Genomic DNA, 25,889 nt, shown 5'->3' on the forward strand with positions numbered 1-25,889 from the left:
CAGGCCCGAACATCGGCGGTGATCCTAGGATGGTTCTATGACGATCAACGACGCTGTGACTGCTCTCCTCGATGCCCGACGACTGCAAGGCCTCCTGACGAACCAGACCGGCCGTGTCATCGCCCAGTATTCCTTCCTCAACGACGAGGGCAGCAGCTACCTCTCTCACCTGGCAGATATCAGCGGTGAACGACCGCACCGAATCACCCGCGGCGATCAGTCCATCGGCCCGGCCGCCATCAGCGACTCGGGCACCGTCTACTTCGCGGCCAAGCGCACCGGCGAAGACGGCAAGGATGCCGAAAGCCCCAGCCTCTGGGCCCTGCCGGAGACCGGGGAAGCACGCAAGCTCGCCGATCATGACGGCGGATTCTCCCGAATCGCGGTCAAAGGCCACTCCATGATCGTGCAGTTCCCCGTCCACACCTGGGCTGCGAACGAGGACGAACACCAGGAATACAGTCAGGAACGCAGGAAATCGAAGGTCAGCGGAATCCTCCACACGGGTTTCCCCATCCGCCACTGGGATCATGACCTGGGTCCGGGACAGGAGACTCTCGCGGTCGCAGACCTGACTGAGATCACCGACGAATTCGACGAGGACCTCACCCCCGACGCCGCACGGGACGCTGCCGAATCCGTAACGACCACGTCCGACGGTCCCACGTCCACAACCCCGACCGCCGAGGCCACCAGCTTCAGCGAAGATTCGACCACAGCCGCATCCACCGGACTCACTTTTCGCTACCTGCCGCTGCCGTCGGGACGACTCGTCGACTGGGCCGTTGACGAGGAAGCACAGTTCGTTCTCGTCCAGGTCGAGAAGCCGATCTCGGGTCAGCTCGAGGCCAGCGAGATCTGGCAGATCGACCTGCACAAACACAGTGCGCCCCGCCTGCTGGTCGAGGCTGCCGCCGACCACGGTTTCGGCATCGACGCGATCAGCCCCAACGGAACCCATGCCCTGGTCACCCGGGAGCAGTTCTGGACGTCGAAGACGAATCTGTCCGCGACGCTCATGCTCCTCAACCTCGACACAGGGTCATTGGAGACAGTCTGGCCCGAAGCCGATCACTGGTTCGACCCCGTCTGGGCCGACGATTCGACGATCGTGGCAACCGCTGACGACCACGGACGCGGCAGTGTCTTCATCGGTGAAGTCAACGACGAACAGCCTCGGCGGCTGGTGGGCGGTCCGGGGCAGAAATATGCCTTTGCAGGACTGCAGGTGCAGGGAATCACGGTCGTGGCGACCGCCTCGGCGATCGATGTCGCACCACTGCCCATCGCCATCGACCTGATCTCGGGGCAGATCAGCGAGCTTGCCAACCCGGCGAACGTCATCGACGGAGCAGGCACCCTCACCGAGGTGGCCGCCGTTGGTGACGACGGCACCGAGGTGCGAGCCTGGTTGGCTCTGCCCGACGGGGAAGGTCCGTTCCCACTCGTCGTATTCGCCCACGGCGGGCCCTGGGGATCCTGGAACTCCTGGACCTATCGGTGGAACCCGGGACCGTTCGCGGCCGCCGGATATGCGGTGCTCCTGCCGGATCCGGCGATCTCCACCGGCTACGGCCAGTCGATGATCGACCGCGGTCAGCAGGAACTGGGCGGGGCACCCTTCACAGACATCCTCGCACTCACGGATGCAGCCATCGAACGCCCCGACATCGATGCCGAGCGCACCGCTCTGGCCGGCGGATCCTACGGCGGGTACATGGCGAACTGGGTGGCCGGGCACACCAGCGAACGGTTCAGATGCATCATCACGCACGCCTCCCTGTGGAACACAACGTCGATGGGACGGACCACGGACAACGCCTCATGGGACGTGGCCATGCGGAAGCAGTCGGGGACGTATTCGCCGCACCTGTTCGCCGACCGGATCGAGGTGCCGATGCTCGTCATCCACGGTGACAAGGACTACCGGGTGCCCATCGGGCAGGGGCAGGAACTCTGGTACGACCTGCTGTCCCGGTCGAAGACACCGCTGGACGCGGAGGGGCACACTCAGCATCGCTTCCTGTACTTCCCCGACGAAGGTCACTGGGTGGCCGGTCGCGGCAATGCCGAGGTCTGGTATCGCACGGTCCTGGCGTTCCTCGACAGGCACGTCCTCGACGTCGACGCCCAACGCGCCCGCACCCTAGGGTGAAGGGGGACTCCGCAACGATGACGACCGACAACGACCGGGTGAATAGGGCGAGGCCCGCGGACACGATCATCCACAACGCCATCATCCTCGACGGCGATCCGGCTGGTTTCACCGTGGAAACGTCCGATGACTGGCTTGCCGAGGCCGGGGGAGTCGTCATTGCGCGCGGCCGCGGTTCGGGCTGGCAGGACCTGAGCACCTCGGCGAGAGTGAGGACCATCGATGCAGAAGGCGTGTACCTGGCCCCCGGTTATGTCGACATCCACTGCCATGGGGCCGGCGGCTCAAGCGCCGAGGACGGGGATGACGGACTCGACGAGGTGCTCGCCGTCCACCGCCGGCACGGAACCCGGGCGCTCGCCCTGTCCTTCGTCTCGGACACGATCGAGGGTCTCTGTGACTCCCTGACGACCGGAGCCAGGCTCGTGAGGGAGAAGCCTGGCGTGCTCGGACTGCATGCCGAAGGTCCGTTCCTGTCCCCGGACTTCAAGGGTGCCCACGCACCCGAAGTGCTCACGGTTCCCACCCCCGAGGCGGTCGAATCGATCCTGACGGCTGCTGACGGAACGCTGGCCCAGATCACGATCGCCCCCGAACTGCCCGGTGCGCTCGACGCGATCTCACGGCTCAGCTCGGCGGGGGTGAGAGTGGCCATCGGGCACACCGCGGCCGGCTACGAGGAAGCGGCCCGTGGCTTCGACGCGGGCGCGAGCATCCTCACCCACACGTTCAACGCTATGCCCGGCATCCACCACCGGGCGCCCGGTCCGATCCTCGCCGCGATCGAGGCAGGACACGTCACGCTCGAACTCATCAACGACGGAGTGCACGTGGCGACTGCTCCTGCAAGGATGCTGACGAGCCTGGTGCCCGACAGGATCGCGCTGATCACCGATGCCATGGCCGCGACTGGGATGGCTGACGGGCGATACATGCTCGGATCTCTGCCGGTGCAGGTGGAGGATTCCGTGGCGCGCCTGCTGGGTGAGGACGGTTCGACCGGGTCCATTGCCGGCTCCACCCTGACCATGGAAGATGCGGTGATGAGAGCAGTCACCGAGGTGGGCATGACTCCACTTGAGGCGGTCCGGGCCGCGAGCCTGGTGCCGCTGCGGGCACTGGGGGTCATCGCCGAGGATGAGCTCAGTCTGCTGCGCGTGGGAATGCCCTCCGAGCACCTGCTGCTGAACGCGGACATGAGCATCCGAACAGAGAACATGGCACGATAGGAGACATGGATGCCCTGCTCCTCATAGACACCGACGACGCCAGTTACATCTCCGACGACAACGCCGAGATCTTAGTCGACATCGTCGGCCGTACTCGCACCGTCGGCGGTGTCCTCATCTTCGCTTCGACGAAGGACGAACTCTTCGACGTCGCCGATGAGGAGCTGTCCATCTTCGTGCCCGACGAAGAGGACCTCGTGCTGCGTTCGGAGAAGCCTGACGTCTTCGACGGCATCCGAGACCTGGCCCCCGGTCTCCACGACATGGGCATTGACCGCATCGTCATCGCCGGTGGGGACGTGAGCACAGTCGAGTCCTTCGACGATGTGGATACAGTCGATGTCGCTGACGATGCCGATGTCGCTGATGACGCGAATGCCCCGGTCGACGCGGATGCTCCGCTCGACGCGGATGCTTCCGACGGCGCCGGCGCTTCTGACGGCACCGGCGCCGGCGATCTGCCGGGATCGGTTCGTGCCTCCGCGATGGCCGCTCTCGTCTGCAACTTCGATGTCATCGTCCTCTCCGACGCGGTGATCGACCCCGAAGGCCAACCTGTGACCTGGCTGGACTCGGCCGAAGAAGCTGGAGCCATGATCAAGAAGACCGCTGACACCTGGCTGAGGATGTAACCTCTCTGGCGTCGCGGGTACTCTTGATTCTACACTGTGTAGAAGATTTGAGTCTCCTGAGGCTCAGCCACGGTGCCATCTGCGCGAGCAGCCCAAGGAGAGGAGAGATATGACCGGTTCGAACAAGTCGGTTCGTGCTCTCTTCGCCGCGCTCATGACGACTCTGCTGGCCGTGCTGATGCACGTCGGCGCCGGTGGCACGACCTCGTTCGTCGGCATCGTGATCGTCTTCGTCTTCGCCTTATGGGCCGCAATGATCCTCGCTGGTCGTCGGCTCGGATATCTGGCATTGGGATCACTGCTCGGCTTGGGCCAGATCCTCATGCACCTGTCGATGGGGTGGTTCACCGCCGCACCCGCTTCCACCGGTGCAACGACGACCGGAACGGCCATGGGCCACCAGCACATGAACCACGGGACCGGTGCTCTCGACTTGGACCAGGCTGGGTCGATGTCCCATCCGATGTCGCACATGGCCGGTGACGGCTCGAGTGCGAGCCTGGCCATGGTACTTGCTCACATCGCAGCGGTCATCGTCACCGCAGTGGCTCTCAAACGCGGCGAAGACATCATTCTCACCATCCTGCAGCTGGCGCTGGGACCGGTCGCCACCGCACTCCGGTCACTCGCCGAGGCGGTCGGCGTACTGGCCGAATTCCCGGCCCGACTCGTCCAGAGCGAGTTCCACCTGCCGCAGGCCATCACCTCTGCCGTCGTCGGCCCGAACTACCGACGCGGACCGCCCGCTCTCGTCTGAACTCAGAACCTCACCATCGGCGGAGACCCCGCCGACCCACACATCATTGGTGACAGCCGTGCACCGTCGCAGACGAGCCGTACCGTGTGCCCGATCGAGTCCATGCGACTGATCGCGTCCGTGTCCGATCGCGTCCGCGTCGACGCTAGTCGCGACCTGTGCTCGGCTGCACCGACAAGCTGAAAGTGCAGACGAAATGCGTAAGAACACCACTCTGATGGTCACCATGTCAGTTGCCTTCATGATCGGCCTCAGCGCTTGTAACCAGAGCCAGGCCAGCGAACCCGAAGACACGAGCAGCTCCCAGGTCAGCGTCGACTCCCTGAGTCTCGACAACGCCTGGGTCAAGGCCGCCGACGATGGCATGACCGCTGTATTCGGAGAACTCAAGAACAACAGCGACAAGGACATCAACCTCGTCGCCGCGAAATACGATGACGCCGACCAGGTCCAACTCCACGAGACTCTCGAAGACAACTCGGGAGGCATGTCGATGCAGGAGAAGAAGGGCGGCTTCACGATCCCTGCGGGTAAGTCCCTGAGCCTCAAGCCCGGTGGGGATCACATCATGGTCATGGGGTTGGCGAAGCCGGTCAAGCCGGGCGAGGAGATTTCGTTGGAGCTCGTCACCGCCGATCAGCAGAGCTTCCCGGTGACCGCCATCGCCAAGGACTATTCGGGTGCGCAGGAGAACTACGCCCCGGGCGAGGCCGATGACGAAGGCGACGGCGCCGACCATAAGGACATGGACCATAAGGGCATGGATCACGGGGACATGGACGATGACGAGATGGACCACGGGGACAGCGGTGACCACTGAGCCCGAGTCCAGAGATGCCTCTTCCGATTCTCACGGCTTCAGCCGCCGACGCCTCATCGCATCGGCAGCCGCGGCCGGAGGGACGGGAGTGGTCGGCGCCGTCGCAGGCTTCGGTGTGGGACGGTCCGGTGCCGACGGCCGTGCCGAGGCCGCGCCGTCCCGGGATCTCAGCGGAGCCAACGGCCCGGTCACCGAACCGTTCTACGCCCCTCACCAGTCCGGGGTGGAGACTCCTCCGCAGGCTCACGCGCACTTCCTCGCGTTGACGCTGAAACCCGGCATCAACGCCGCCGAGGTGGTCCGCTGGCTTCGACTGCTCACCGCAGATGCCGCCGCCCTGACGCAGGGCAGCGGCCCACTGGCCGACTCCGAACCCGAACTCGCCCACGATCCGGCGCGACTGACCATCACATTCGGATTCGGCCGCGGCCTGGTGAAGCTGGCGGGCGCGAAAGCCGTGCCCATCTGGTTGGGTCCGCTGGAGAAGTTCCCAATCGATGATCTCGATCCCGACCGGTGCACCGGAGATCTGCTCCTCCAGATCTGCGGCGACGATCCACTGACCTTGGCACATGCTCGAAGGATGCTGTGGAAGGATTCCCGGACCTTCGCCGAGGTGGCCTGGCAGAGGGATGGGTTCCGCCGTTCCTACGGCAGCAAAGCAGAAGGGAAGACCCAGCGGAACCTCTTCGGACAGTTGGATGGGACAGCCAATCCCGGATCGGGATCCGAAGACTTCGCGCGCATCATCTGGGGACAGGGCACAGGCCGGGAAGATGCGGTGTACTCCGCGCGCGGGGAACCGCCGGACGACCTCGGCGCGCATCTGCCTGAGTGGATGCGCGGGGGAACGACTCTGGTGCTGCGCGATATCGCGATGAACCTGGACACCTGGGACAAGGCTGACCGGCCTGCACGTGAGTTCGCGACGGGACGGACCCTCGATCAGGGTGCACCGCTGTCGGGAACTGACGAGTTCGATACTCCCGATTTCACCGCCGTCGACAAGCGCGGCCTGACGAAGATCTCGGCGGCTTCGCATGTGGCCAGGGCTCGCGATGGGCTGGGTCCGGAGACTCAGATCCATCGGCGAACGTTCAACTATGAGACGGGCGCGGGGGAGGGGGCCGGACTGCTGTTCGCTTCGTTTCAGGCCGACATCGACCGGCAGTTCCTGCCGATCCAACGCCGCCTCGCCGAGGTGGATCTGCTCAATGAGTGGACCACGCCGATCGGGTCGACGGTGTGGGCGATTCCGCCGGGCATCACAGAGGGAGAGTACATCGGGCAGAGCCTCTTCGAGGGCTGAATCGGTTCAGAACAATGGGCGGGGGAGTGCATCCTCGAACTCGAGCAGCCAGCGCTTGGTGGCCAACCCCTCGCCACGACGACCGCCGGAGTAGCCGCCCAGCCCATCGCTGGCGACGACTCGATGGCAGGGGATGACCAGCGGGAGTGGATTCAGGCCCATGATGCTGCCGATTGCCCGTGCGGGGATCCCCGTCCCGCTGCGCCGGGCAAGCTCGCCGTAGGTGACGGTGGTGCCGGGCTCAACCGTCTCGTCGAGAGTGGTGAGCACTGTCCGCGCGGTCGCCGAGATCTGTCCCAGGTCCAGGGGCAGATCGAAGGTGGTCAAGGTTCCGTCGAAGTAGGCGCGAAGCTGTCGCAGTGCTTCGCCGAGAAGCGGGTCAGTGTGGTCAACGTCGGGGCCAGCAGTACCCCGACCGGTGTCGTGGAGCTGGCCGGATTCTGTGTCCGTTTCTCGCCAAGTGACTCGAGTGATGGATCGCCCGTTGCTGGTGACGGTGATGGGGCCGACAGGAGTGCCCGTCGTAGCTTGAGAAGAATCATCCTCGGCATGGAACTCGTGCGAACTCATCGTCACGCATCTCCTCCCTGTTAGTGCAAACGTAGCGCACTATTGCGGCCGGGCCATAGTGCGCTGTGAGAGTCACAGCGCTGAGCTCGTTCAAATTCAGCGAAAGACCCTCCGGCTCATGTGAATGAGCCGAAGGGTCTTTCGAAAGGGTTGGATCACTTCTCTTCGTCGGTGATCTCACCTTCATAGGCGTCTGGGTTCGCCTTCAGCCACTCTGTAATGGCCTTGTCGCCCTTGTCCTTGTATTTGTTGACGACCAGGTCTTCGAGGTCGCCGTACTGAGCATCATCGAGCTTGATCTTGCTGATGTAGTCAGCAGCCTCGGAGAACTCGTCGCTGAAGCCCTTGGTGGCTGTGAAGTGAAGCTTCTCAGGATCACCCATGGCACCCTTCGGGTCCTTGAGGTCCTTGACCGGGTAGGCATTGTTCGCCCAGAACGGACGCCACAGTGTGACGACAATGTCCTCTTCGGCGTCGGTGGCGTTGCCGAGCTCGGTGAGCATGGCTGCGGTCGAGGAGGTGACGAGTTCGTACTCCTTGTCCAAGCCGTACTTGGGGATCATTCCCTTCGTCGCCTTGGTCAGACCGGCGCCGGGCTCGATGCCGATGATCTTCCCGTCGAAGTCTTTGCCTTTGCCCTTGAGGTCTTCGATCGAGTTGATGTCCTTCATGTACTTCGGCACCGCAATGGTGAGCACGGCGTTGTCGTAGTACGCGCCGACGTCTTCGAGCTTGTCGCCGTACTCGTCCATGTACTGCTTGTGCGTGACCTCAGGCCACGACGAGGGGTACATGTCGACATCTCCGTTGGCGACTCCGGCATAAAGGACAGCAGCGTCACTGAAGGTTTCGGTCTCGACGTTGTAGCCGAGCTTGCTGAGCTGGTTCTCCAGCAGCAGCGAGACGCTCTGGCCATCGGTCCAGCCGGTGACGTAGCCGAGCTTGATATCGCCCTTGTCTCCGCCGCCTCCGTCGTCCTTCGCCGCTTCCTGCGAACAACCGGTCAGGGCCAGGCCGAGAGCTGCCACTCCGGCGACGAATGTGGTGAGGAATCTATTTTTCATTTCGTGTTCCTATTCTCTTGTATTCGACATCTTCTGTCCGTGATGGCTTGGGTCGTTCAGGCTTGCGCAGCGACGGCCTTGGTCTTCGCCTTGCGCTTGCGCATCATGGCGACAAGCGAAGTCGGGAAGTCCTTCGCAGTGCCCAAAGCCGCGGTCACTCGATCGAGGTAGACCGCGATGATGACGACACCGAGTCCGGCCTCGACGCCAAGGGGCAGGTTCTGAGTGGCGACGGCCTCGACGACGTTCTTGCCCAAACCGTCGGCACCGACGAACCCGGCGATGACGGCCATAGCTAGGGCGAGCATGATGACCTGGTTGATGCCGGCCATGATCGTCGGCGTGGCCAGAGGCAGTTGGACGCCTCGGAGAATCTGACCCGGTGTGGCTCCGAAGGATTGACCGGCTTCGACCGTCTCCGAGTCGACTCCGCGGATTCCAAGTTCGGTGAATCTCACACCGGGAGGCAGAGCAAAGATGACGGTTGATACGAGTCCGGGCACCACGCCGATGCCGAAGAAGGTCACAGCCGGGATGAGGTAGACGAATGAAGGCATCGTCTGCATGAAGTCGAGCACGGGCCGGATGGCGGAGGATGCCCTGTCGTTCCTGGCGGCCAGGATGCCGACCGGAACCGCGATGACGATCGCAATGACTGCCGCGATGATGACCAGTGCCAGGGTCTGCATCGCCGGCACCCATTGGTCCATCGTCATGATGAAGAAGAGTGTGATCAGTGTGCCGATCGCCATCTGCCAGGACCGCAGGAGCCAGCCGATAAGTGCAAGCAGGACGATGATGACGAACGGATGGAGGTCGACAAGCACATTTGTCAGCGTGTCGATGAGGAAGTTGAAGAGGAAGGTGACGAAGTCGAAGAACCACGAGACGTTCTCTTTGAGCCAATCGAAGAGGGTATCGACCCACGCTCCCACCGGGATTCTGATGTTCTCCATTAGAGATCGCCCCTCCCACTTGCCGCACCGGCTTCTGACGCATCATCCGTCTCGGCGAGGATTTGGTCGATGAGTCCGGTGTCCACTGGTGCAGTCCACTCCAGGCTGTCGTCATCGGGGGTCTGCTCTCCGTCTCCGTTCTGGTTGCCCAAGGCGGCGAGCAGGGTCGCTCGAGGGACGACCCCGACGAGATGCCCTTCGTCATTCGTCACCGGTACAGGAAGAGGGGTCTCCGAGGACGGTAGGAACAGCTCGATGAGCAGATCCTCGGGTGATGCTGATGTCGACATCGGTTGGATGATCTCGTCCAGAGTCTTCCCGCCGTTGCGGAGATGGTCGATGCAGTCGCGATCGCTGACGACACCGAGGAATTTGCGGTGGCGATCGGTGACGTAGATCGCCGAAGCGCTGCTCTCACGCATGTTGCGCAGAGCGAGTCGAGGCCCGTTCTGGTTGGTCACGACCTGTCGTGCCTTTTCCATCACGTTGCTCGCTGTCAGGACACGGGCACGATCGACGTCGTGGACGAACTGTGCGACGTAGTCATTGGCGGGATCGGTGAGGATCTCTTCTGGTGTGCCGACTTGGACGATGCGCCCGTTGCGCATGACTGCGATCCGATCACCGAGGAACATTGCCTCGTTGAGATCGTGGGTGATGAAGATGATGGTCTTCTTGAGTTCGCCCTGCAGCTCCACGAGCTGCTCCTGCATCTCGCGTCGGATGAGCGGATCCAGGGCAGAAAATGCCTCGTCCATGAGCAGGATGTCGGTTTCGGCAGCGAGTGCTCGTGCCAGACCCACACGCTGCTGCATGCCGCCGGAGAGCTGCTCGGGGTACTTGTCTCCCCAGCCTTCGAGGCCGACGGCCTTCAGCCAGCGGTCAGCGACTTCGTCGCGCTTTGCCTTCTCCGTCCCTCGGATTTCAAGTGCATAGGAGGCGTTGTCGCGAACCGTCCGGTGCGGGAGCAGTGCAAAGTGTTGGAAGACCATTGAGACGTGTTCGCTGCGTACCTTGCGCAAAGCTGCCGCATCGATCTTGGCGATGTCTGTGCCCAGGACTTCGACTGACCCCGTGGTCGGAGCCCACAGCCCGTTGAGTGTGCGGATCAGAGTGGACTTGCCCGAACCGGAGAGTCCCATGACGACGAAGATCTCACCCGCTTCGACCTCAAAGCTGGCATCGATGACCGCTGCTGTGCCGAGCTTTGTGAGTTCGTCGCGATCTGCACCTTCTTCGAGACGCTTGACGACTTCCTTCTGGCGCTTGCCGAAGACTTTGTACACGTTTGACGCTTTGACTACGCTCACGTGATTCCTCCTTACATTCTTGAACTTCCGCAAGAACGAGAGGCTTCACCCCCGTTTTTCGATGCGGTGGTGGTCGATCCGAACTGGTTGGATCGCACACTCGCCTCACCGCACACGGATATCTCACTCCCTATTGTAGTTTTGTTCAGGGTTTTCGGTACAGGCTTTGTCGATAGGACGCGGTGTGGCGGACTTGACGACCGCTCTGACCAGGGGCGATGCGAAAGCATACGTTACTTGATTGTTACAAACCGCTCTTGAGGCATATAGGTATGGCCTTATCCGATTTGTTACACAGTGCGGATTTTTGATGGTGAACGAGGTTGGCAGCTCTCCGAGGAGATGTGGCCGTGAGCCAGGGCTATTCAGGAACGTGAGTCAGGGACTCTTCCGGAAGAGGTGTTCAAGACCCAGCGCTCAGGAACCCGAGGATCTCAGGGTTGACCACCTCGGCGAACTCTTCGAAGAAGCCATGCCGACCACCAGGGCAGATGCGGATACGAGAGTGCGGTATGCGCTCATGCAGAAGGTGGGCGTTGGCGACGGGATTCATGAGGTCGTCGTCGCCGTGGACGATGAGTGTCGGTGCAGTGATCTCCGGCAGGCGCTCCCACGCATTGTGACGGGCACTGATGCGCAGATGAGCCGCGGACTCCTGGGCGGTCATCGTGTCATCGCCGAGGAGTTTGCTGTACCTCGGGGCCACGGTCCAGTTCGGAGTGTAGAAAAGTGAGAACAGGTACTGCGTATGTTCACGACCGCGCAGTCGCGCCAGATTCTGGCCCACCTCCCGGGGCCGTCTGACGGAATTCGGACCTCCGGGTGTTGTGCACCCCAGAACCAGCGCGCCGACGCGATCAGGGAAGTCCGCAGCCAGCATCTGAGCGACGCGCCCACCCATCGATGTCCCGTAGACAGCAGTGCGGGTGATGCCCACGTGGTCGAGAACCTCGGCGGCGTCGGCGGCGAAGCTTGCAGTCGAGAGTTCACTCAGTTCACCGCGGCTGCCGCCGGTGCCGCGGTAGTCGAAGGTGACGGTGCGAAACTGAGGTTCGAAGTCCGAGCGCAGTTCGTCCCACCATTCGTGAGAGTTCGACTGCCCCGGGAGAAGGAGCAGGGCTGGTGCCTCCGGTGGGCCGCTGACCTGGATCGCGAGCGGAAATCCGTCTCGAGCGGTGATGGTGAGCTGGTCCCTGGTCTCCACGTGGTGTTCCTCTTCGCTGGTGCGCCGACCCAAGCACCTAGGCTGGGGGCATGAAGCAATTGCCGTTCCTCAATGATGCCGCAGATCCGCAGCGCCCGGCCATCATCGTTCCCGTCCAGGCAACCTCGGCGGAGGACATCGCACGGCAGTGCGGCGCCATCGCCGATACAGCAGTCGTCGACGTCATCGAATGGCGCATAGACCCCGTGATCGACTGCGTCGCGGGTGAGAGCAGCCAGGGGACCGTCGCGATTGACCCCCAAGGGCTCGCCGAGGCGGTCCTGGGCTTGGCGGTACACGTGAGCACGGCTGGACTGCCGGTTCTCATCACACTGCGGACGGGGTTCGAGGGCGGCAGCGCCGAGGTCAGCGAAGACGTCTACACAGAGATCATCAGGGCTGTCATCACTGGACTGCATGAGAAGTCCGGGATATCCGAGGCGCCGGATGGGGCTGCGGGTGTCACGTGGGCACTCGATGTCGAAATTGATCGCCGAGGTGCGGCAGAGCTCATCGACTTGGCGCATGACCAGGGCCTGTCGGTGGTGGCCTCACACCACAACTTCGCCCGAACGGACTCGGCAGAGGCATTGGCAGCCACATTCACCAGGATGGCTGCGGCCGGGGCAGATGTGGCGAAGATAGCGATGATGCCGGTGACTCGTGCGGATGTCGCGGAGCTCCTGCGTGCCACTGCGCTCGCCGAGGAGGCTCTTGAGATTCCCGTGCTCGGAATCTCGATGGGTCAGCTGGGCAGAACCAGTCGCGTCATGGGTGCGGATTTCGGAAGCTGCGCAACGTTCGCACAACTGGGGCAGGCGTCGGCACCCGGCCAGATCGCCGTTGCGGATCTGGCCGGGATCATCGACTCGCTCTACGGCTGAAAGGCCAGCGGGACTGACTGGTCAGTCGACGTCTTCTTCGATCTGCTTGCGGAACTTCTTGGGCAGAGCGTCGTCGCCGAAGCTGTTCCGCACGGTGCTGGCGGCGATGCGCTGCACGACGAGCTGTGCCACTGCCACGCCGACACCGGAGACGATGGTCCAGGCCAGAGCCTCGGACATCGAGATCTCGTCATCGACGGGGTTGTTCGGTGCTGGTCGTTTGGTCGCCTTCTCCCAGGTGAAGGTCAACGCCTTTCGAGCCGCGAATGCTGCCACGATGGGCGCTCCGACGCCGATGACCTGCCATGCGAGCTTTCCCATGCTCGTGTCCTTTCGTTAGACGTTGTGCCTGCGGCGATGATGCGCCGCGCAGATGTCGCTGGGGTGCGAATCCGTACGTGACCACACTAGCGCAGGAGACCCATTCATACGCAGGAGGCAGAACTTCATACTTTCGAGGGATGTGGCGCGCGCATGCGAGCGATAGATTGAAGCTTCAGCGCACGAGAGGAGCTGGAATGCTCAGCAGATGGAAAGTCGCGGTCATCACCGGGCTGTTCGCCTTCGGCGCGCTGAGTTTCGTTCTGGGTCTCTTCCCGCTGCTCGCCGACATCTTCTGGATCCTGTGGTTCGCCGGCTGCGGAGCCTGCATCCTCGCGCTGGTCCTGACGGTGATCGTGCCGTCTCCTCGGTCCGCAGCGAACCGGCATACACTGAGGTCTTCGGCAGCGGATTCGGCCGACGGCGTCAGCCAGCCATGATCAGCCTCTGAAGCTCCGCTGTCAGCTCCTCGTCTCGCGGGATGGGGTTCCCGTCAAGCTGATTGAGTGACACGGCCGTGCGCATCGACGACACATACCAAGCGCCATCGGCCCCGACCACCTCGCTCAGACCGAAGTCCGCATATTCGGCATTGAGCCCGAGCTCTCCCGCATGGTCGAAGATCAGGCGCTGGGTCGTGCCCGAGAGCAGACCTGCTTCCGGATTCGGCGTGAGGAGTCGGTCGCCTCGGCGAATGATGAGGTTGGACGTCGGGCCTTCGAGGACGACTCCATCATGGGAGACGAACAGGGCCTCGTCTGCGCCCTGCTCCGCCGCGTATCTTCCGGCGGCCTGGTTGACCGCATAGGATAGGGTCTTCGCCCCGATGAGCAACCAAGGTGCCTTGCTTCCCAGGTAGGCGTCGTAGCCGCGATCGAGGCTGACGGCGGAGATGCCGTGTGCGCGTGCTCGCGTGATCTTCTCGTCGACGGGAACGTTGAAGGCCCAGCCACGTGGGCTCTGGCTTCCGTCTGGGTTCTGGGTGCCGCGTGACAGCGCGTAGCGGACACCGAACTCGGTGAGGCTCGGATCGGCCGCGCGCACCTCGGCGATCACGGTGTCGAGCCCGCAGTCCCACAGCTCCGGTGCCGGATCGGGCAGGCCCAGCGCCGAGGCAGATGCGCAGAAGCGTGTGAAATGGCGATCACGAGACACCACGGTCACGCTGTCGCCGATGCGCACGAGAACGGTCTCGAAGATGCCGTCGCCACGATGGGCCGACAGGTCCGTGACAGGGAGCTGCGGGGCACCGAGGTCGGCTACCTCGACGATGGACGCGGCAGGGTCGATCAGGACAAGAGCATCGGTCATACAGACAGTCTAGGTTCTCGGAAAACCTGCGCCGAGAGGATGCTGCGCTCAGCCTGTGCGCAGCAGAAGCCGTGGTCAGCCTGCGCTGACGCCGAACAGGAGGCCGAGAGCGTATGTCACGGCTGCTGCACCGAATCCCACGCCAAGCTGTCTCAGGGCGCGTGGTCCCGGAGCGGTTCCGGAGAGCAGGCCGACGGTGCCGCCGGTGAAGAGGAGTGCGATGCCGACGAGGCCGGCGGAGAGGAACACGGCGGGCAGGCCGGACATGCCGAAGATGTAGGGCAGGATCGGGATGAGGGCGCCCGAGGAGAAGAAGGCGAAGCTCGACAGCGATGCCCCCAAGCCGGTGCCCAGCTCGTCGCGGTCGACGCCGGAGTCGAGGCTGGGCAGCTGAGGAGCCACGTTCTTGTTCTTGGCTGCCGCGATCGTCCGATGTGCTCGAGCATCGGCTTCAGGGGAGTCCATGCCCCTGGCGCGGAAGACGAGAGCGAGCTCATTGGCGTCGATGTTGAGATCGGCCAGTGCGTGGCGCGATTCAGGATCCGGCGTCGAGGCATCGAGCAGCTCGCGCTGGGACCGCACGGAGATGTACTCCCCGGCCGCCATGGACAGGGCTCCGGCGAGCAGGCCGGAGACGCCGGTGAGCAGGATGACGTGGTTGCCCACCCCGGCGGCGCCGACACCGAGGACGAGCGCGAGGTTGGACACGAGCCCGTCATTGGCGCCGAAGACCGCGGCCCGGAAATTGCCCGACAGGCGGGCCCGGGAGCGGGCGGCGAGAGCGCGGACAACCTCGGCGTGGATCCGCTCGTCGGCGGCCATCTCTGCCGATGCCGCTTCGTCGTCGTCATAGGGTGAACTCGTCTCCGACTGCTGTGCCAGGGCGAGAACGAAGACTGACCCGAACATCCGACCCAGGAGCGCGAGGCTCAGGGTGACCAGATCGGGGGCTCGCTTCTTCTGCGCATGCTCGCCGAGGAGGTCGATCCAATGTTCCTGATGTCGGGATTCGGCGGTGGCCAGAGCGAGGAGGATCTCCCGATCTTCGCCAGTGCGACGATCGGCCAGATTGCGGTAGACGCGCTCCTCGAGCCGCTCGTTCGCAAGATACCGCTGCCAGCGTCTGATCGTCCGGCGGTCGGGCTCATGGACAGCGCCGGGGGGAGTCGATTCGTTGTTCATCACTGGTCAGATTCTACGTGGAGTAGGCATTTGAATTCAACACTTGCGCAATCGACGAAGTGTGGGTTGTTATCAATTCGTTACCTCAGCGACCCAAGGGATGGACTAGATTAAAGCTCAATGTGAGTTGTGTCACCGTTTCGTTATAGATGTATGTATTTCGTTACCAATGGCGAAGACATTGCGAAACGTGAGAATCAAGCTTCCCCTTGAGCTCGACCGGTTGTCACCGCTGCTGTTGCGAACTTCTGACAGCAGCGGTGGCAGCCGGTCAGCGCTCAGCTATTCGTGTGCTGCGATTACCCCGTGGGTGACGTTCGGTCGATGACCGGGCGCGGTCAGAGATGCCCGCTCGCGAACGTGTGCGAAAAGCAATCATGGTTCGTCTGGCACCTGAGGAGCGAAAGGAACTCCATGAAGTTGCGTACCAAAACATGGTTGGCGGTCACCGCCGCCACCGGTCTGGCTCTCGGCGGATTCAGCCCGGCACTGGCGGCTGGGAACGCGGGACCGACCGAGCACACCGATATGGGCGTCACCGGCGACGCCGTGATGGATCATCTGCAGAAGATCTCCGATATCTCGACCTCCCACGCCGATGAGGGGTTCCGCGCGTTGGGGACTCCCGGCTATGAGGAGTCGGTTGAATACGTCGAACAGACGCTTGAGGCAACAGGTGCCTTCGACGTCGAACGGCAGGCCTTCGAGGTTGACGATCAGACGTTCGGCGAGGTCGCGGTCAGTGTTGACGGCGAGGAGGTCGAGGTCACCCCGGCCAGCTACACCGAGGGCACCGAAGAACCGCTGACCGATCTGTCGGTGGCGCTGCCGGTCGACGATGACTACAGCGACCTGGGCGGCGGTCAGCTGGGCTGCGCGGCCAGCGACTTCGATGACAGCGCCGAGGGCGCACTCGTCCTTGTCGCCCGAGGCACCTGTTCCTTCGGAGAGAAGACCCAGGCGGCCACGGATGCCGGAGCCGCGGCGGTCATCCTCTACAACAACGACACCTCTGCCCCCGATGAAGCACTCAACGCCACCCTCGGCGAACGTGTCGAGAACGGAGCGCCCACAGTCGGCGTCAGCTACAACGTCGGCAACGATCTGCTGACAAAGATCGAAGGTGCCTCCGAGGAAGAGCCGCTGCTGGCTGACTTCACTCTCGAAACCGAATACACCACCTCGACGACCTGGAACGTCGTTGCCGAGACCAAGGCCGGCGACCACGACAACGTCCAGATGTTCGGTGCCCACCTCGACGGTGTCCGCGAAGGTCCGGGAGCCAACGACAACGGGTCCGGCTCAGCTGCACTGCTGGCCAGCGCCGAGGCTCTGGCCAAGCAGCCGACCGAGGCCGACAACGCCATCCGCTTCGGCTGGTGGGCCGCAGAAGAGGTCGGACTCGTCGGTTCGACCCACTACGTCGAAAGCCTCGGCGACGCCGAGCTCGCGAAGGTCAAGTCGTACATGAACTTCGACATGATCGGCTCCGACAACTACATCGTCGGCACCCTGGATTCGGACGGCTCCGATGTACCGATTCCGGACGGCGTCAATGTGCCCGAAGGATCGGCGGAACTCGAGAAGATCTTCACCGACTACTTCGCCGATAATGATCAGCCCAACGTCGGAACTGACTTCTCCGGCCGTTCGGACTACCAGGCCTTCATCGACAACGGCATTCCAGCCAGCGGCCTGTTCTCTGGTGCGGATGGAACGAAGACGGAGCAGGAGGCCGAATGGTTCGGCGGAACCGTTGGTGACAAGCACGACACTAACTACCATCAGCCCACGGACACGATCGAGAACGTGAGCCAACAGTCTCTCGACATCTTCGCGCCGGCCATCGGCTATTCGGTGCACACACTCGCATACGATCTCAGCGATGCGCCGGACCCGACCGATCCGCCGACCACCCCACCGACGGATCCTCCGACGGAGACTCCTACCGAGACGCCGACGGATGATCCGACGGAGGCCCCGGGCGAGCGGAGTCTGAGCATCGATCCGAAGACGATCGACCAGGCTGACTTCGTCGGTGAGAAGGGCGTCCAGGTGGCAGCTGCCGGCTGTACCCCAGACACCACCGCCACGATGACCGTGGAGCCGCAGAACGGTGAGATCGAGACATTCGAGCAGACCGCGACGGCAGATGCCGATTCCGTGGCCAAGTTCGGCGTACGCGGTCTCGACGAGTCCAAGGCCGCAACCTACGTCGGCAAGTACGACGTCACGGTCGACTGCGAGGGCGGTGACCCGCTGTCCGGTTCGTTCGAGGTCCTCGCGGAGGACAGCGATGGCCCGGGTGCCGGTGATGGCGGCGGAGACCTGCCGCGCACTGGCAATGAGGCACTGCCCCTGGTGATCTCGGCTGGTGCACTTATGGTGCTCGGCGTGATCATGACAATGGGAGCTCGCCGCCGCAAGGCCTGAGCATCCCCCGAATGCCACGCGGGCCGGTGACTGAAAAGGTTCACCGGCCCGCGTGCCCATTCACAGCCTTCAGCACCTGCTCATCTTGGTCAGGCAGAATTGGCTCGTGACTCCCAAACTCTTCTTCAAGACCTTCGCCATTGCAGAGACCATCACCTGGACTCTGCTCATCATCGGCATGATCCTCAAGTACACCCATATCACCGAGATCGGGGTGCGCATCGGCGGCGGCATCCACGGGTTCGTCTTCATCTGCTTCGTCATCGCCGTCATCGGCGTCGGCACCTCGCAGATGTGGAGCAAGAAGCGCATCGCCACGGGCCTGGCCTCGGCCATCATTCCCTACGCCACGATTCCCTTCGAAAGATCCGTGGAGAAGACCGGAGCATTGGAGGGCAGCTGGGGACTGGGCGCGAACGGTCGTGCCCCGCGGAACTGGTTCGAGAAGCTCACCTCCTGGGCGATCCGCTCACCATTCCTGGCCATCGGTGCGGGAATCATCTTCGTCATCATCATCTTCAGCGGACTGCTGTTCCTCGGCCCTCCCGGCGAATGGGGCAAGTGAACCTCGCATAGCCTCGGTGGCCTGTCCAGGACACGGCGGGCCTGTCCAGGACAGGCAGACTCGCATAGGATGACCACAACGGGCGCCGTGGTCTCACTGCGCCTGGTCCCTTCCAATCCAGAATCTCGGAAAGGCTCATGTGGATTTCATCCTGGGCGCCGTAGTCATCGGTGTCATAGTCATCATCGCCCTGATCGCGTTCTTCGTGATCATGCGCTCGATCAAGATCGCCTCCCCGTCTGAGGCGCTCATCATCACCGGCCGCAATGCGAGCAGTTCGGGTGGCACCGGTCGCATCATCATCGGTGGGCGCTCAGTCGTCTATCCGATCGTGCAGAAGGCATTCATCCTGTCGCTGTCCTCGCGTCAGATCGCCGTTGCGATCGACGGCATCTCGATGAACGGCATCGCCTTGCGCCTGCACGGAGTTGCGCAGGTCAAGGTGGGCGGCACCGAGGAAGACGTGCGCAAGGCAGCGCAGCGCTTCCTCGATCAGCAGGATCAGATCGAGCCCTACAGCACAGAGATCCTCTCCGGTACGCTGCGTGCCGTCGTCGGTACGCTGACCGTTGAGCAGATCATCCAGGATCGCGCTTCCTTCGCCTCGCAGGTGCAGGAGGAGTCCGCGCACTCGATGAACAACCAGGGTCTGGTCATCGACACATTCCAGATCTCCGCGGTCGAGGACGAGGGCAGCTACCTGAAGGACTGGGGCCGCCCACAGGCAGCCGAGGTCGCGAAGAACGCCGCCATCGCCGAGGCGAACGCCAGTCGTGCCTCGGCCGTCGAGGAAGCGCTGCAGAATGAGTCGACCCAGAAGCAGCAGGCCCTGACGGATCAGGCCATCGCCGAGCAGCAGCAGCAGCTTGCGCTGCGGCGTGCGGCGCTGAAGGAAGAAGCCGATCAGCGTCAGGCGGGTGCCGATAACGCCGGTCCGCTGGCGAATGCGGCGGAGAAGCAGAAGCTGCTCGAACGCGACCGAATCGTCGCGAAGGAAGCCGCAGAGCTGCGTGCCGAACAGCTCGATGCCGAGGTCAGGCGTCCGGCCGATGCGGAGCGGTACCGACAGCAGGCAGAGGCCGACGCGCGAGCCTACGATGTCGAAGCCCAGGGACGAGCCGAGGCAGCCGCCGAGCTGCATCGTCGTTCGAAAGACGCTGAGGCCATTCGCCTCGAGGGCGAGGCTCAGGCCGATGCGATCAGGGCTCGCGGTGAGGCAGAGGCGGGAGCGCTCCAGGCTCAGGCCGAGGCCTACAAGAAGTTCAACGATGCCGCCGTGCTGTCGAAGGTCCTCGAAGTTCTGCCGACCATCGCCGGCGAGCTCGTCGCGCCCTACGCGAATATCAAGGACCTCTCGATCGTGTCGACCGATGGTGAGTCCAAGCTCGCGAACTCGGTATCGAACAACCTCGCTCAGGTACTCGAGGTCGTTCGCGGCACCACCGGAATCGACCTCAGCGATCTGGTCAGCAAGGCCCAGAACCAGGGCGGATCGAACTCCGCTACCGGCTGGGGCCGCGATGACTCGACCGCATTCGACGATGCGGGTGATTTCGCCGGGTCTGAGTCTGCAGGTGGTGGCGCCGGCGACAACGATCAGGTCGTCGACGGTGAGATCTCCGAGGGCCACGGCGGCCAGCCGGGTCGCGGAGATCGTTCGGGTCGCGGAGGGGCGAATCCCGCTGGTTCGGGAGATCCCAGCGCATGGTCGAGTGGGAACTTCGACCCGAAGGACTACCTCGACGAGAACGGTGAGCTCGACCTCACCCACATCGGCGATGACGTGAAGAAGGCCACCGGAATCGATGTGCAGTCCTACATCGCCGAGGCGCTGCGCCGACGCGACGGCCGTGACGGCGATTCGGACGGGCCGGGCGGTCCCGACAAGAAATAGTCTGTGCCGTGATCGGCATTCACACTGCGTGGCGGTGACCCGCGGGGAGTGTGCAGAATTGATGCGTACGTGCTTGGCAGCAGATGCCGGGCACGTACGCTTTCTGCGTCCGAGTCTGCGTCTGCGTCTGCGACCGGGGCCGCTGCTCGGGCCCGACTCGGCGGCAGTTGGAAGCCGGGGCGGGATGGACGGCGGAAACCGGTATGCCCTGAGCTCGCGTGATGACGCACTCATTCATAAAGAAATACGCATATGTTAATGTGATTGCGGAGGAGGTTTCCATGGCTCATGACCACTCGCACAGCTCAGGATCGCGTCGACGGTTGGCGATCGTCTTCGGCATCGTCCTGGTGATCTTCGTCTTCCAGGTGATCGGCTCGATCATGACGGGCAGTCTGGCGCTGCTGATCGACACCGGACATAATTCCGTCGACCTCATCGGCATCGGGATCGCACTCTTCGCCGCCACCCTGGTCCGCAAGCCGCCGAAGGGTCAGAAGACCTGGGGGTTTCGCCGAGCCGAGGTGCTTGCCGCCGGAGCGCAGGCGACTCTGCTGCTGGGACTCGGCGTCTACAGCCTCATCGAGGGCATCCGTCGCTTCTTCGTCCCGCCCGAGGTGCCGGGCCCGGAACTGATGTTCTTCGGTGCCGTCGGACTTCTCGGCAACATCGTGTCGATCATCATCCTCAGTTCCTCCAAAGAGCAGTCACTCAACCTCAAGGCCGCATTTCTCGAGGTCATCGCCGATGCGTTGGGATCCGTCGCCGTCATCCTCGCCGCCGTCTCCATCTGGCTCTTCGACTGGACCCGCGCCGATGCCGTGGCAGCTCTGTTCATCGCCGCGCTGATCGTCCCCAGAGCCTTCTCCATCCTGAAGGAGACCGGATCGATCCTGCTTGAAGTCGCCCCCAGGGAACTCGACCTCGAGAAGGTCAAGATGCACATTGAGGGAGTCGAGCACGTCCAAGAGGTCCACGACCTTCACGTGACGCGCATCGATTCGAACCTCCCGGTGCTCACCGCCCACGTGGTCCTCGCTGACGAATGCTTCTACGACGGACATGCCCCGCGAATACTCACCGCGCTCCAGGAGTGCCTCGCTGAGCACTTCAAGGTCGCCATCGAACACTCGACCTTCCAGTTCGACAGAGCGAAGGACGCGGCCCAGGAGACGCACACCCACACCTGAGGCCGTCTTGGACGGTGGCTCAGCTCGTTCTGCTGCTTTGCCTGCAGGGCTCACTTCGCGGTGGACGCAACCGGAGTCTTCGCGTGGATCGCCTCGAGCTGAGCGACGATTGCCTCCGTCATCTCAAGTGTGTTGGAATCTCCGCCGAGGTCACGTGGGAGGATGCCCGCGCCGGTCACGTTCTCAATGGCCTGCCGAATCTGCAGGGCCTCGGCGGTCAGTCCGAACTGGTCGAGAGCATCGTCCCTGTGATGATCGGAGTCGTGGGTCTGGGACAGTAGGGGCCGGCGCACGACAGTTGGTAAGTCCTGGTCGAAAATCTCGCTCTCGTCGACCAGGAGTTACCAACCGTTTGCCTATTCGGCGGTGGCCGTTCGGCGGCTCAGCTCTGCGGCAGGATCTGCAGCGAGTCGGTCCGGAACTTCTCGAGCCTCGCGGGGTCGATCGAAACGCCGAAGCCGACACCTGTGGGCACGTCGACCTTGCCGTCGTACATGACGATCTCTTCGGTGATGTCCTCGTTGAAGAAGCGATTCGATCCGGAGATGTCTCCGGGCAAGGTGAAGCCGGGCAGCGATGCCAGGGCGGCATTGGCGGCACGGCCCAAACCGGTCTCGACCATTCCGCCGTGCCAGACTGCTACACCATGTGCGGCGCAGAGATCATGGATCTTCTTCGCCTCGATGAAGCCGCCCACTCGCCCAGGCTTGATGTTGATGACGGCTGCCGCACCCATGGAGATCGCATCGGCGGCGGCTTCAGCGGAGTCGATCGACTCGTCCAGACACATCGGAGTCTCCATCAGCTTCGCGAGCTCGCCGTGCTGGCGGATGTCGGCCTCTCCCAAGGGCTGCTCGATGAGGAGGAGGCCGTACTCGTCTAGCCTGCGCAGGTGGGAGGCATCGACGAGGGTGTAGGCGGCGTTGGCATCGACCTGGAAGCCGAAGTCATCGCCGAAGGCCTTGCGCACAGCGGCTATTGGGGCAATATCCTTACCCGGCTTGATCTTGAGTTTGATGCGGGCATAACCCTCGTCCAGATACCCGCCGATGACCCTGACCGTCTCTTCGACAGAATCCTGGATGCCCACAGAGACTCCGGAGGGGACGGAGTCGACGACGCCGCCCAGGTAGGTCTTGAAAGACTGGTCATTGAGTTTGAGCTGGGCCTCGATGACCGCCATCTCCAGCGCCGACTTCGCCATCGGGTGACCGATCACGTGACGCAGATGCCAGGACACGGTCTCCGCAGTCAGATCGTCGACGTCGAAGAGGATCGGAGCCAGCCACCGCTTCGTCACATCGATGCCCGAAGCCACGTATTCAGAAGAGTAGAGCGGGGAGATCATCGCCACCGACTCACCCCAGCCCGTGATCTCACCCTTCGGGGTGTCGAAGGTGGCCTCGACGAGGTAGCAGTCCTTCTCCGTCTCCCGCATGAACGAGGTCTCGAAGGGGGTGACGAGGGGAATGGAGACCTGGTGGAGAGTGATCGAGTTGAGTTTCATGCGCCATGCACCTTCTTTGTGTTCGGGGCTGATGATCCTGTGGCCCAGCCTATAACCACTCGCAGGACCACCTCGGCGGGCATTGGAGTATGGGACGCAGATGGACATCCGAAGTGCGGAACCCGCCGATTTCGGTGGACCAGAATGGTGGGTTCCAGCGGCGAGATCGACATGAGTCTCCCTCGGAATATTCCGACAGGATTCCTTGTGGACACCCGCGGCTCGCATCACCCGTCTCACGCGCCGGTCTGCCGCTGGAGCGCGTGCGCCCGACATTGGTACTGTGAGTCAAAGATCCTGCTCAACTCAAGGGAGAGCTACGTGAACGACTACCTGCGGTCACTCAAAGGCCGGAAGCAGAAGTGGTTCGGACTCAAACTGCCAGTCAAGGCTGCACTTGCGCAGCCGTATCTCCACCCGATGCTGAGGACGGTCGCGCCCCACATCAACGGCATCAAGGTCGGCAGGCTCCCCGCACCGATCGGACTCACCGAGGTTCGCGGGCGTGCCGGAGGCGCCGGCTTCTACCTCGTCGATCCGTTCCGCTGCGAGATCGCCAAGGAATTCTACTGGGGCAAGGGCCGCCGGACGGAGGCAGAGGACGCCTTCGCGCTCGACCTCATGGTCGAACTATCCCGCGACGCGGACGTGTTCCTCGACATCGGCGCCTACACCGGGGTCTTCACGATGGCGGTGCTGGCCGCGAATCCGACCGCGGTCGCTCACTCGTTCGAGATCATCCCCGCCGTCGTCACCGGGTTGGAGAAGAACGTGGCGCGCAACCACCTCGGCGATCGGGTGACTGTTCATCCGACGGGCGTCGGCAAGCCCGGCACCACGATGCAGGTGCCCACCGGCGATGGGGGATCGGCATTGCCGTCGTTCTATGGGACTGGCATGGACTTCGACTCCGGTGCGCAGGTGCGCTTCACCTCGCTCGACGAGCTCCTCCCGGATCTGCCGCCCGGCCGTCCGCAGGTGACTGTGAAGATCGATGTGGAAGGTGCGGAGAACGACGTCCTCGACAACGGTCGGGAACTGATGGGCACACTGCAGCCGGACATCCTGTGCGAGGTCCTCGACGACCGGGCACAGCCCGAGCAGCTGATGCGCATCCTCGACCGCTTCGACTACCACTACTACCTCGTCGGCGACGACCACCTCAGCGCTCATGACGAGATCGTCCCCGACCCGCATTTTCGCGACTGGCTCTTCACGACGAAGAACCCGGAGGATATGCGGGTCGCGGGCTACCCGGTCAGGTGATCGACCAAGTCAGCGCAGCGCGCTGAAACTCACTTCAGCCCTGCGGCCGAAGGCTGGTCTCAGCCCTGGACCTGACCAGTGAAGTCAGCCCTGGATCTGATCGGCGATGAGGGCCGCGAGCAGGGCTGTGCGCGGGGCGATCTCAGCGATGACCGCGTGCTCATGCTCGGCATGCGCACCATCGCCCACAGCACCCAGGCCGTCAAGTGTCGCAATGCCGTCACCGGCGGTGAAGTTGCCGTCCGAAGCGCCGCCCACGGACACGCCCTCCGGAGCGGGCAGGCCGAGCTCAGCAGCCAGGGCAGTGGCACGATCGAAGAGTTCAGCCGACTGCTCGCGTTCGAACGGCGGACGGTTGATTCCGCCGATGACCTCGATCGACGAGCCTTCCAGCTGCGGGCGGGTGGCGAGTTCACGCATGGCTGTGTCGACTCGATCGAGTTCGGCAGCGGTGCGTGCACGCACATCCACATCAACGCGCGCCTCGGCGGGAACCGTGTTCGAGGTGGTGCCCGCACTGATCACGGTCGGGACCACAGAGGTGCCCGCTGAAGCATCGGCAAGATCTGCGACAAGGGGCAGGTGCAGGGCCAGCGCCATGCCCGCGTTGATCCCCTTCTCCGGTTCGAGCCCGGCGTGGGAGGCCTTGCCTGTGAACACGAGAGTGTAGTTGCTCGTGCCCTTGCGCTCGAGCTTGAGCGCACCACCGGCGCTCGCCTCCAACACATACACGGCCTTCGCCTCGGCCGCCTCGGCGCGAATGAGATCGGATGACGAGATCGACCCGATCTCCTCATCACCGGTGACCAGAATCGACAGTCCCTCAAGGGCCCCCTCGCCGAGGTGCTCGCGCAGAATCGCGCTCGCGTGGATGCTCATGATCGCCCCGGTGAGCATGTCGAAGCTGCCCGGACCGCGCAGAATCCCCTCGTCGGTGGAGAAGGGCTTGCGGTCCAAGGTTCCGTGCGGCCACACCGTGTCCTGATGGTTGAGAAGGACGACGCGGGCCGGGCCCGAACCGAAGCGCAGGCGCACATGGGCAGTGTCATCAACGGTGATGACCTCAGCGGTGGCTCCGAGGCGCTCGTGCAGCAGTTCGACGAAGTCCTGGGCTCCCGCGGCCACGGCTGCTTTGTCGTGCGACGGTGTCTCCTTCGTGATGACGCGTCTGATGTCTTCGAGGATGAGTGGGAGACGGTCGGTGGCCTTCGATACGAGGTCAGCGGACTGGAGATCTGAGGACAGTGAGGTGGTCATGCGCCGATTCTACGATGTGGCCTGCAAGGGCGGTTGCGGCGTCCGCATCATGCGACGTGGCTCAGCCTATACG

Annotated in this window: 24 protein-coding genes; 13 read left to right on the forward strand and 11 right to left on the reverse strand. The window is 63.3% G+C overall.

Annotated elements, in window-relative coordinates:
• Positions 1-37: 37 nt before the first annotated feature.
• The 6 genes from JFC13_RS03630 to JFC13_RS03655 all read left to right on the forward strand — a co-directional run bounded on the left by JFC13_RS03630 (position 38) and on the right by JFC13_RS03655 (position 6,902).
• Positions 38-2,155 (forward strand): S9 family peptidase, encoded by a 2,118-nt coding sequence (locus JFC13_RS03630; protein ID WP_198395758.1) that lies wholly within the window; start codon positions 38-40, stop codon positions 2,153-2,155.
• A gap of 17 nt (positions 2,156-2,172) precedes the next feature.
• Entirely contained in the window at positions 2,173-3,384 is a 1,212-nt protein-coding gene (locus JFC13_RS03635; protein ID WP_198395759.1) for an N-acetylglucosamine-6-phosphate deacetylase, read from the forward strand.
• 5 nt (positions 3,385-3,389) lie between these two features.
• The gene (locus JFC13_RS03640; RefSeq protein WP_198395760.1) at positions 3,390-4,016 is read left to right on the forward strand and encodes a hypothetical protein; all 627 of its coding nucleotides are present in this window, start codon (positions 3,390-3,392) and stop codon (positions 4,014-4,016) included.
• Positions 4,017-4,125: 109 nt separating this feature from the next.
• The gene (locus JFC13_RS03645; protein WP_198395761.1) at positions 4,126-4,773 is read left to right on the forward strand and encodes a hypothetical protein; all 648 of its coding nucleotides are present in this window, start codon (positions 4,126-4,128) and stop codon (positions 4,771-4,773) included.
• Between the two features lie 196 nt (positions 4,774-4,969).
• Positions 4,970-5,593, forward strand: a complete 624-nt coding sequence (locus tag JFC13_RS03650) for a copper chaperone PCu(A)C (protein WP_198395762.1) — start codon at positions 4,970-4,972, stop codon at positions 5,591-5,593.
• On the forward strand, positions 5,556-6,902 hold the full coding sequence (locus JFC13_RS03655; protein ID WP_232488167.1) for a Dyp-type peroxidase: 1,347 nt from the start codon (positions 5,556-5,558) through the stop codon (positions 6,900-6,902). Before JFC13_RS03650 ends, JFC13_RS03655 begins: the two co-directional genes overlap by 38 nt.
• A gap of 6 nt (positions 6,903-6,908) precedes the next feature.
• Here JFC13_RS03655 and JFC13_RS03660 read toward each other — a convergent pair whose 3' ends face one another.
• The 5 genes from JFC13_RS03660 to JFC13_RS03680 all read right to left on the reverse strand — a co-directional run bounded on the left by JFC13_RS03660 (position 6,909) and on the right by JFC13_RS03680 (position 12,006).
• Positions 6,909-7,472, reverse strand: a complete 564-nt coding sequence (locus tag JFC13_RS03660; protein ID WP_232488168.1) for a methylated-DNA--[protein]-cysteine S-methyltransferase — start codon at positions 7,470-7,472, stop codon at positions 6,909-6,911.
• Between the two features lie 155 nt (positions 7,473-7,627).
• Entirely contained in the window at positions 7,628-8,536 is a 909-nt protein-coding gene (locus JFC13_RS03665; protein ID WP_198395764.1) for a glycine betaine ABC transporter substrate-binding protein, read from the reverse strand.
• Between the two features lie 56 nt (positions 8,537-8,592).
• Positions 8,593-9,492 carry an ABC transporter permease gene (locus tag JFC13_RS03670; RefSeq protein WP_198395765.1) on the reverse strand — a complete coding sequence of 300 codons (900 nt, stop codon included), beginning with the start codon at positions 9,490-9,492 and terminating at the stop codon, positions 8,593-8,595.
• Positions 9,492-10,802 (reverse strand): quaternary amine ABC transporter ATP-binding protein, encoded by a 1,311-nt coding sequence (locus tag JFC13_RS03675; RefSeq protein WP_198395766.1) that lies wholly within the window; start codon positions 10,800-10,802, stop codon positions 9,492-9,494. The genes JFC13_RS03670 and JFC13_RS03675 overlap by 1 nt, the downstream gene beginning before the upstream one ends.
• A 403-nt stretch (positions 10,803-11,205) precedes the next feature.
• The gene (locus tag JFC13_RS03680; protein ID WP_198395767.1) at positions 11,206-12,006 is read right to left on the reverse strand and encodes an alpha/beta fold hydrolase; all 801 of its coding nucleotides are present in this window, start codon (positions 12,004-12,006) and stop codon (positions 11,206-11,208) included.
• Positions 12,007-12,056: 50 nt separating this feature from the next.
• Between JFC13_RS03680 and aroD the strand changes: the two genes are divergently transcribed.
• The gene (aroD, locus tag JFC13_RS03685) at positions 12,057-12,890 is read left to right on the forward strand and encodes a type I 3-dehydroquinate dehydratase (RefSeq protein WP_198395768.1); all 834 of its coding nucleotides are present in this window, start codon (positions 12,057-12,059) and stop codon (positions 12,888-12,890) included.
• A gap of 21 nt (positions 12,891-12,911) precedes the next feature.
• Here aroD and JFC13_RS03690 read toward each other — a convergent pair whose 3' ends face one another.
• Complete coding sequence (locus JFC13_RS03690) at positions 12,912-13,211, reverse strand: DUF4235 domain-containing protein (protein ID WP_198395769.1); 300 nt, start codon at positions 13,209-13,211, stop codon at positions 12,912-12,914.
• A 197-nt stretch (positions 13,212-13,408) separates the two neighbouring features.
• On the opposite strand from JFC13_RS03690, the gene JFC13_RS03695 reads away from it, so the two are divergent.
• On the forward strand, positions 13,409-13,651 hold the full coding sequence (locus tag JFC13_RS03695; RefSeq protein ID WP_198395770.1) for a hypothetical protein: 243 nt from the start codon (positions 13,409-13,411) through the stop codon (positions 13,649-13,651).
• Here JFC13_RS03695 and JFC13_RS03700 read toward each other — a convergent pair.
• Both JFC13_RS03700 and JFC13_RS03705 read right to left on the reverse strand, forming a co-directional pair.
• Positions 13,638-14,522, reverse strand: a complete 885-nt coding sequence (locus JFC13_RS03700; protein WP_198395771.1) for an aminotransferase class IV — start codon at positions 14,520-14,522, stop codon at positions 13,638-13,640. The genes JFC13_RS03695 and JFC13_RS03700 overlap by 14 nt on opposite strands.
• Before the next feature lie 75 nt (positions 14,523-14,597).
• The gene (locus JFC13_RS03705; RefSeq protein ID WP_198396069.1) at positions 14,598-15,704 is read right to left on the reverse strand and encodes a VIT1/CCC1 transporter family protein; all 1,107 of its coding nucleotides are present in this window, start codon (positions 15,702-15,704) and stop codon (positions 14,598-14,600) included.
• 414 nt (positions 15,705-16,118) lie between these two features.
• On the opposite strand from JFC13_RS03705, the gene JFC13_RS03710 reads away from it, so the two are divergent.
• The 4 genes from JFC13_RS03710 (at position 16,119) to JFC13_RS03725 (ending at position 21,786) form a co-directional block, all read left to right on the forward strand.
• Positions 16,119-18,137, forward strand: coding sequence for a M28 family peptidase (locus JFC13_RS03710; RefSeq protein WP_198395772.1), 2,019 nt, complete (start codon positions 16,119-16,121; stop codon positions 18,135-18,137).
• A 106-nt stretch (positions 18,138-18,243) separates the two neighbouring features.
• The gene (locus tag JFC13_RS03715) at positions 18,244-18,702 is read left to right on the forward strand and encodes a DUF3817 domain-containing protein (RefSeq protein WP_198395773.1); all 459 of its coding nucleotides are present in this window, start codon (positions 18,244-18,246) and stop codon (positions 18,700-18,702) included.
• Positions 18,703-18,841: 139 nt separating this feature from the next.
• Positions 18,842-20,596: a flotillin family protein gene (locus tag JFC13_RS03720; protein ID WP_198395774.1), complete on the forward strand. Its 1,755-nt coding sequence runs from the start codon at positions 18,842-18,844 to the stop codon at positions 20,594-20,596.
• Positions 20,597-20,877: 281 nt separating this feature from the next.
• Complete coding sequence (locus JFC13_RS03725; RefSeq protein ID WP_198395775.1) at positions 20,878-21,786, forward strand: cation diffusion facilitator family transporter; 909 nt, start codon at positions 20,878-20,880, stop codon at positions 21,784-21,786.
• 50 nt (positions 21,787-21,836) lie between these two features.
• On the opposite strand, the gene JFC13_RS03730 is transcribed toward JFC13_RS03725, so the two are convergent.
• Positions 21,837-22,079, reverse strand: a complete 243-nt coding sequence (locus JFC13_RS03730; RefSeq protein ID WP_198395776.1) for a hypothetical protein — start codon at positions 22,077-22,079, stop codon at positions 21,837-21,839.
• Between the two features lie 89 nt (positions 22,080-22,168).
• Positions 22,169-23,293 carry an o-succinylbenzoate synthase gene (gene menC, locus JFC13_RS03735; protein WP_198395777.1) on the reverse strand — a complete coding sequence of 375 codons (1,125 nt, stop codon included), beginning with the start codon at positions 23,291-23,293 and terminating at the stop codon, positions 22,169-22,171.
• 321 nt (positions 23,294-23,614) lie between these two features.
• Between menC and JFC13_RS03740 the strand changes: the two genes are divergently transcribed.
• On the forward strand, positions 23,615-24,559 hold the full coding sequence (locus JFC13_RS03740) for an FkbM family methyltransferase (protein ID WP_198395778.1): 945 nt from the start codon (positions 23,615-23,617) through the stop codon (positions 24,557-24,559).
• An 84-nt stretch (positions 24,560-24,643) separates the two neighbouring features.
• Here the strand turns inward: JFC13_RS03740 and JFC13_RS03745 are convergent, their stop codons facing one another.
• Positions 24,644-25,816, reverse strand: coding sequence for a M20 family metallopeptidase (locus tag JFC13_RS03745; RefSeq protein ID WP_198395779.1), 1,173 nt, complete (start codon positions 25,814-25,816; stop codon positions 24,644-24,646).
• Positions 25,817-25,889: the final 73 nt, after the last annotated feature.

It is taken from the genome of Brevibacterium antiquum (genome assembly GCF_016107655.1).
GTDB lineage: Bacteria > Actinomycetota > Actinomycetes > Actinomycetales > Brevibacteriaceae > Brevibacterium > Brevibacterium antiquum.

Coding starts and splice junctions, on each gene's coding strand:
- menC (WP_198395777.1), bottom strand. CDS start 23,293: ATGAAACTCAACTCGATCACTCTCCACCAGGTCTCCATTCCCCTCGTC.
- JFC13_RS03705 (WP_198396069.1), bottom strand. CDS start 15,704: ATGAACAACGAATCGACTCCCCCCGGCGCTGTCCATGAGCCCGACCGC.
- JFC13_RS03700 (WP_198395771.1), bottom strand. CDS start 14,522: ATGACCGATGCTCTTGTCCTGATCGACCCTGCCGCGTCCATCGTCGAG.
- JFC13_RS03670 (WP_198395765.1), bottom strand. CDS start 9,492: ATGGAGAACATCAGAATCCCGGTGGGAGCGTGGGTCGATACCCTCTTC.
- JFC13_RS03745 (WP_198395779.1), bottom strand. CDS start 25,816: ATGACCACCTCACTGTCCTCAGATCTCCAGTCCGCTGACCTCGTATCG.
- JFC13_RS03645 (WP_198395761.1), top strand. CDS start 4,126: ATGACCGGTTCGAACAAGTCGGTTCGTGCTCTCTTCGCCGCGCTCATG.
- JFC13_RS03725 (WP_198395775.1), top strand. CDS start 20,878: ATGGCTCATGACCACTCGCACAGCTCAGGATCGCGTCGACGGTTGGCG.
- JFC13_RS03660 (WP_232488168.1), bottom strand. CDS start 7,472: ATGAGTTCGCACGAGTTCCATGCCGAGGATGATTCTTCTCAAGCTACG.
- JFC13_RS03690 (WP_198395769.1), bottom strand. CDS start 13,211: ATGGGAAAGCTCGCATGGCAGGTCATCGGCGTCGGAGCGCCCATCGTG.
- aroD (WP_198395768.1), top strand. CDS start 12,057: ATGAAGCAATTGCCGTTCCTCAATGATGCCGCAGATCCGCAGCGCCCG.
- JFC13_RS03630 (WP_198395758.1), top strand. CDS start 38: ATGACGATCAACGACGCTGTGACTGCTCTCCTCGATGCCCGACGACTG.
- JFC13_RS03665 (WP_198395764.1), bottom strand. CDS start 8,536: ATGAAAAATAGATTCCTCACCACATTCGTCGCCGGAGTGGCAGCTCTC.
- JFC13_RS03635 (WP_198395759.1), top strand. CDS start 2,173: ATGACGACCGACAACGACCGGGTGAATAGGGCGAGGCCCGCGGACACG.
- JFC13_RS03655 (WP_232488167.1), top strand. CDS start 5,556: ATGACGAGATGGACCACGGGGACAGCGGTGACCACTGAGCCCGAGTCC.
- JFC13_RS03640 (WP_198395760.1), top strand. CDS start 3,390: ATGGATGCCCTGCTCCTCATAGACACCGACGACGCCAGTTACATCTCC.
- JFC13_RS03650 (WP_198395762.1), top strand. CDS start 4,970: ATGCGTAAGAACACCACTCTGATGGTCACCATGTCAGTTGCCTTCATG.
- JFC13_RS03710 (WP_198395772.1), top strand. CDS start 16,119: ATGAAGTTGCGTACCAAAACATGGTTGGCGGTCACCGCCGCCACCGGT.
- JFC13_RS03695 (WP_198395770.1), top strand. CDS start 13,409: ATGCTCAGCAGATGGAAAGTCGCGGTCATCACCGGGCTGTTCGCCTTC.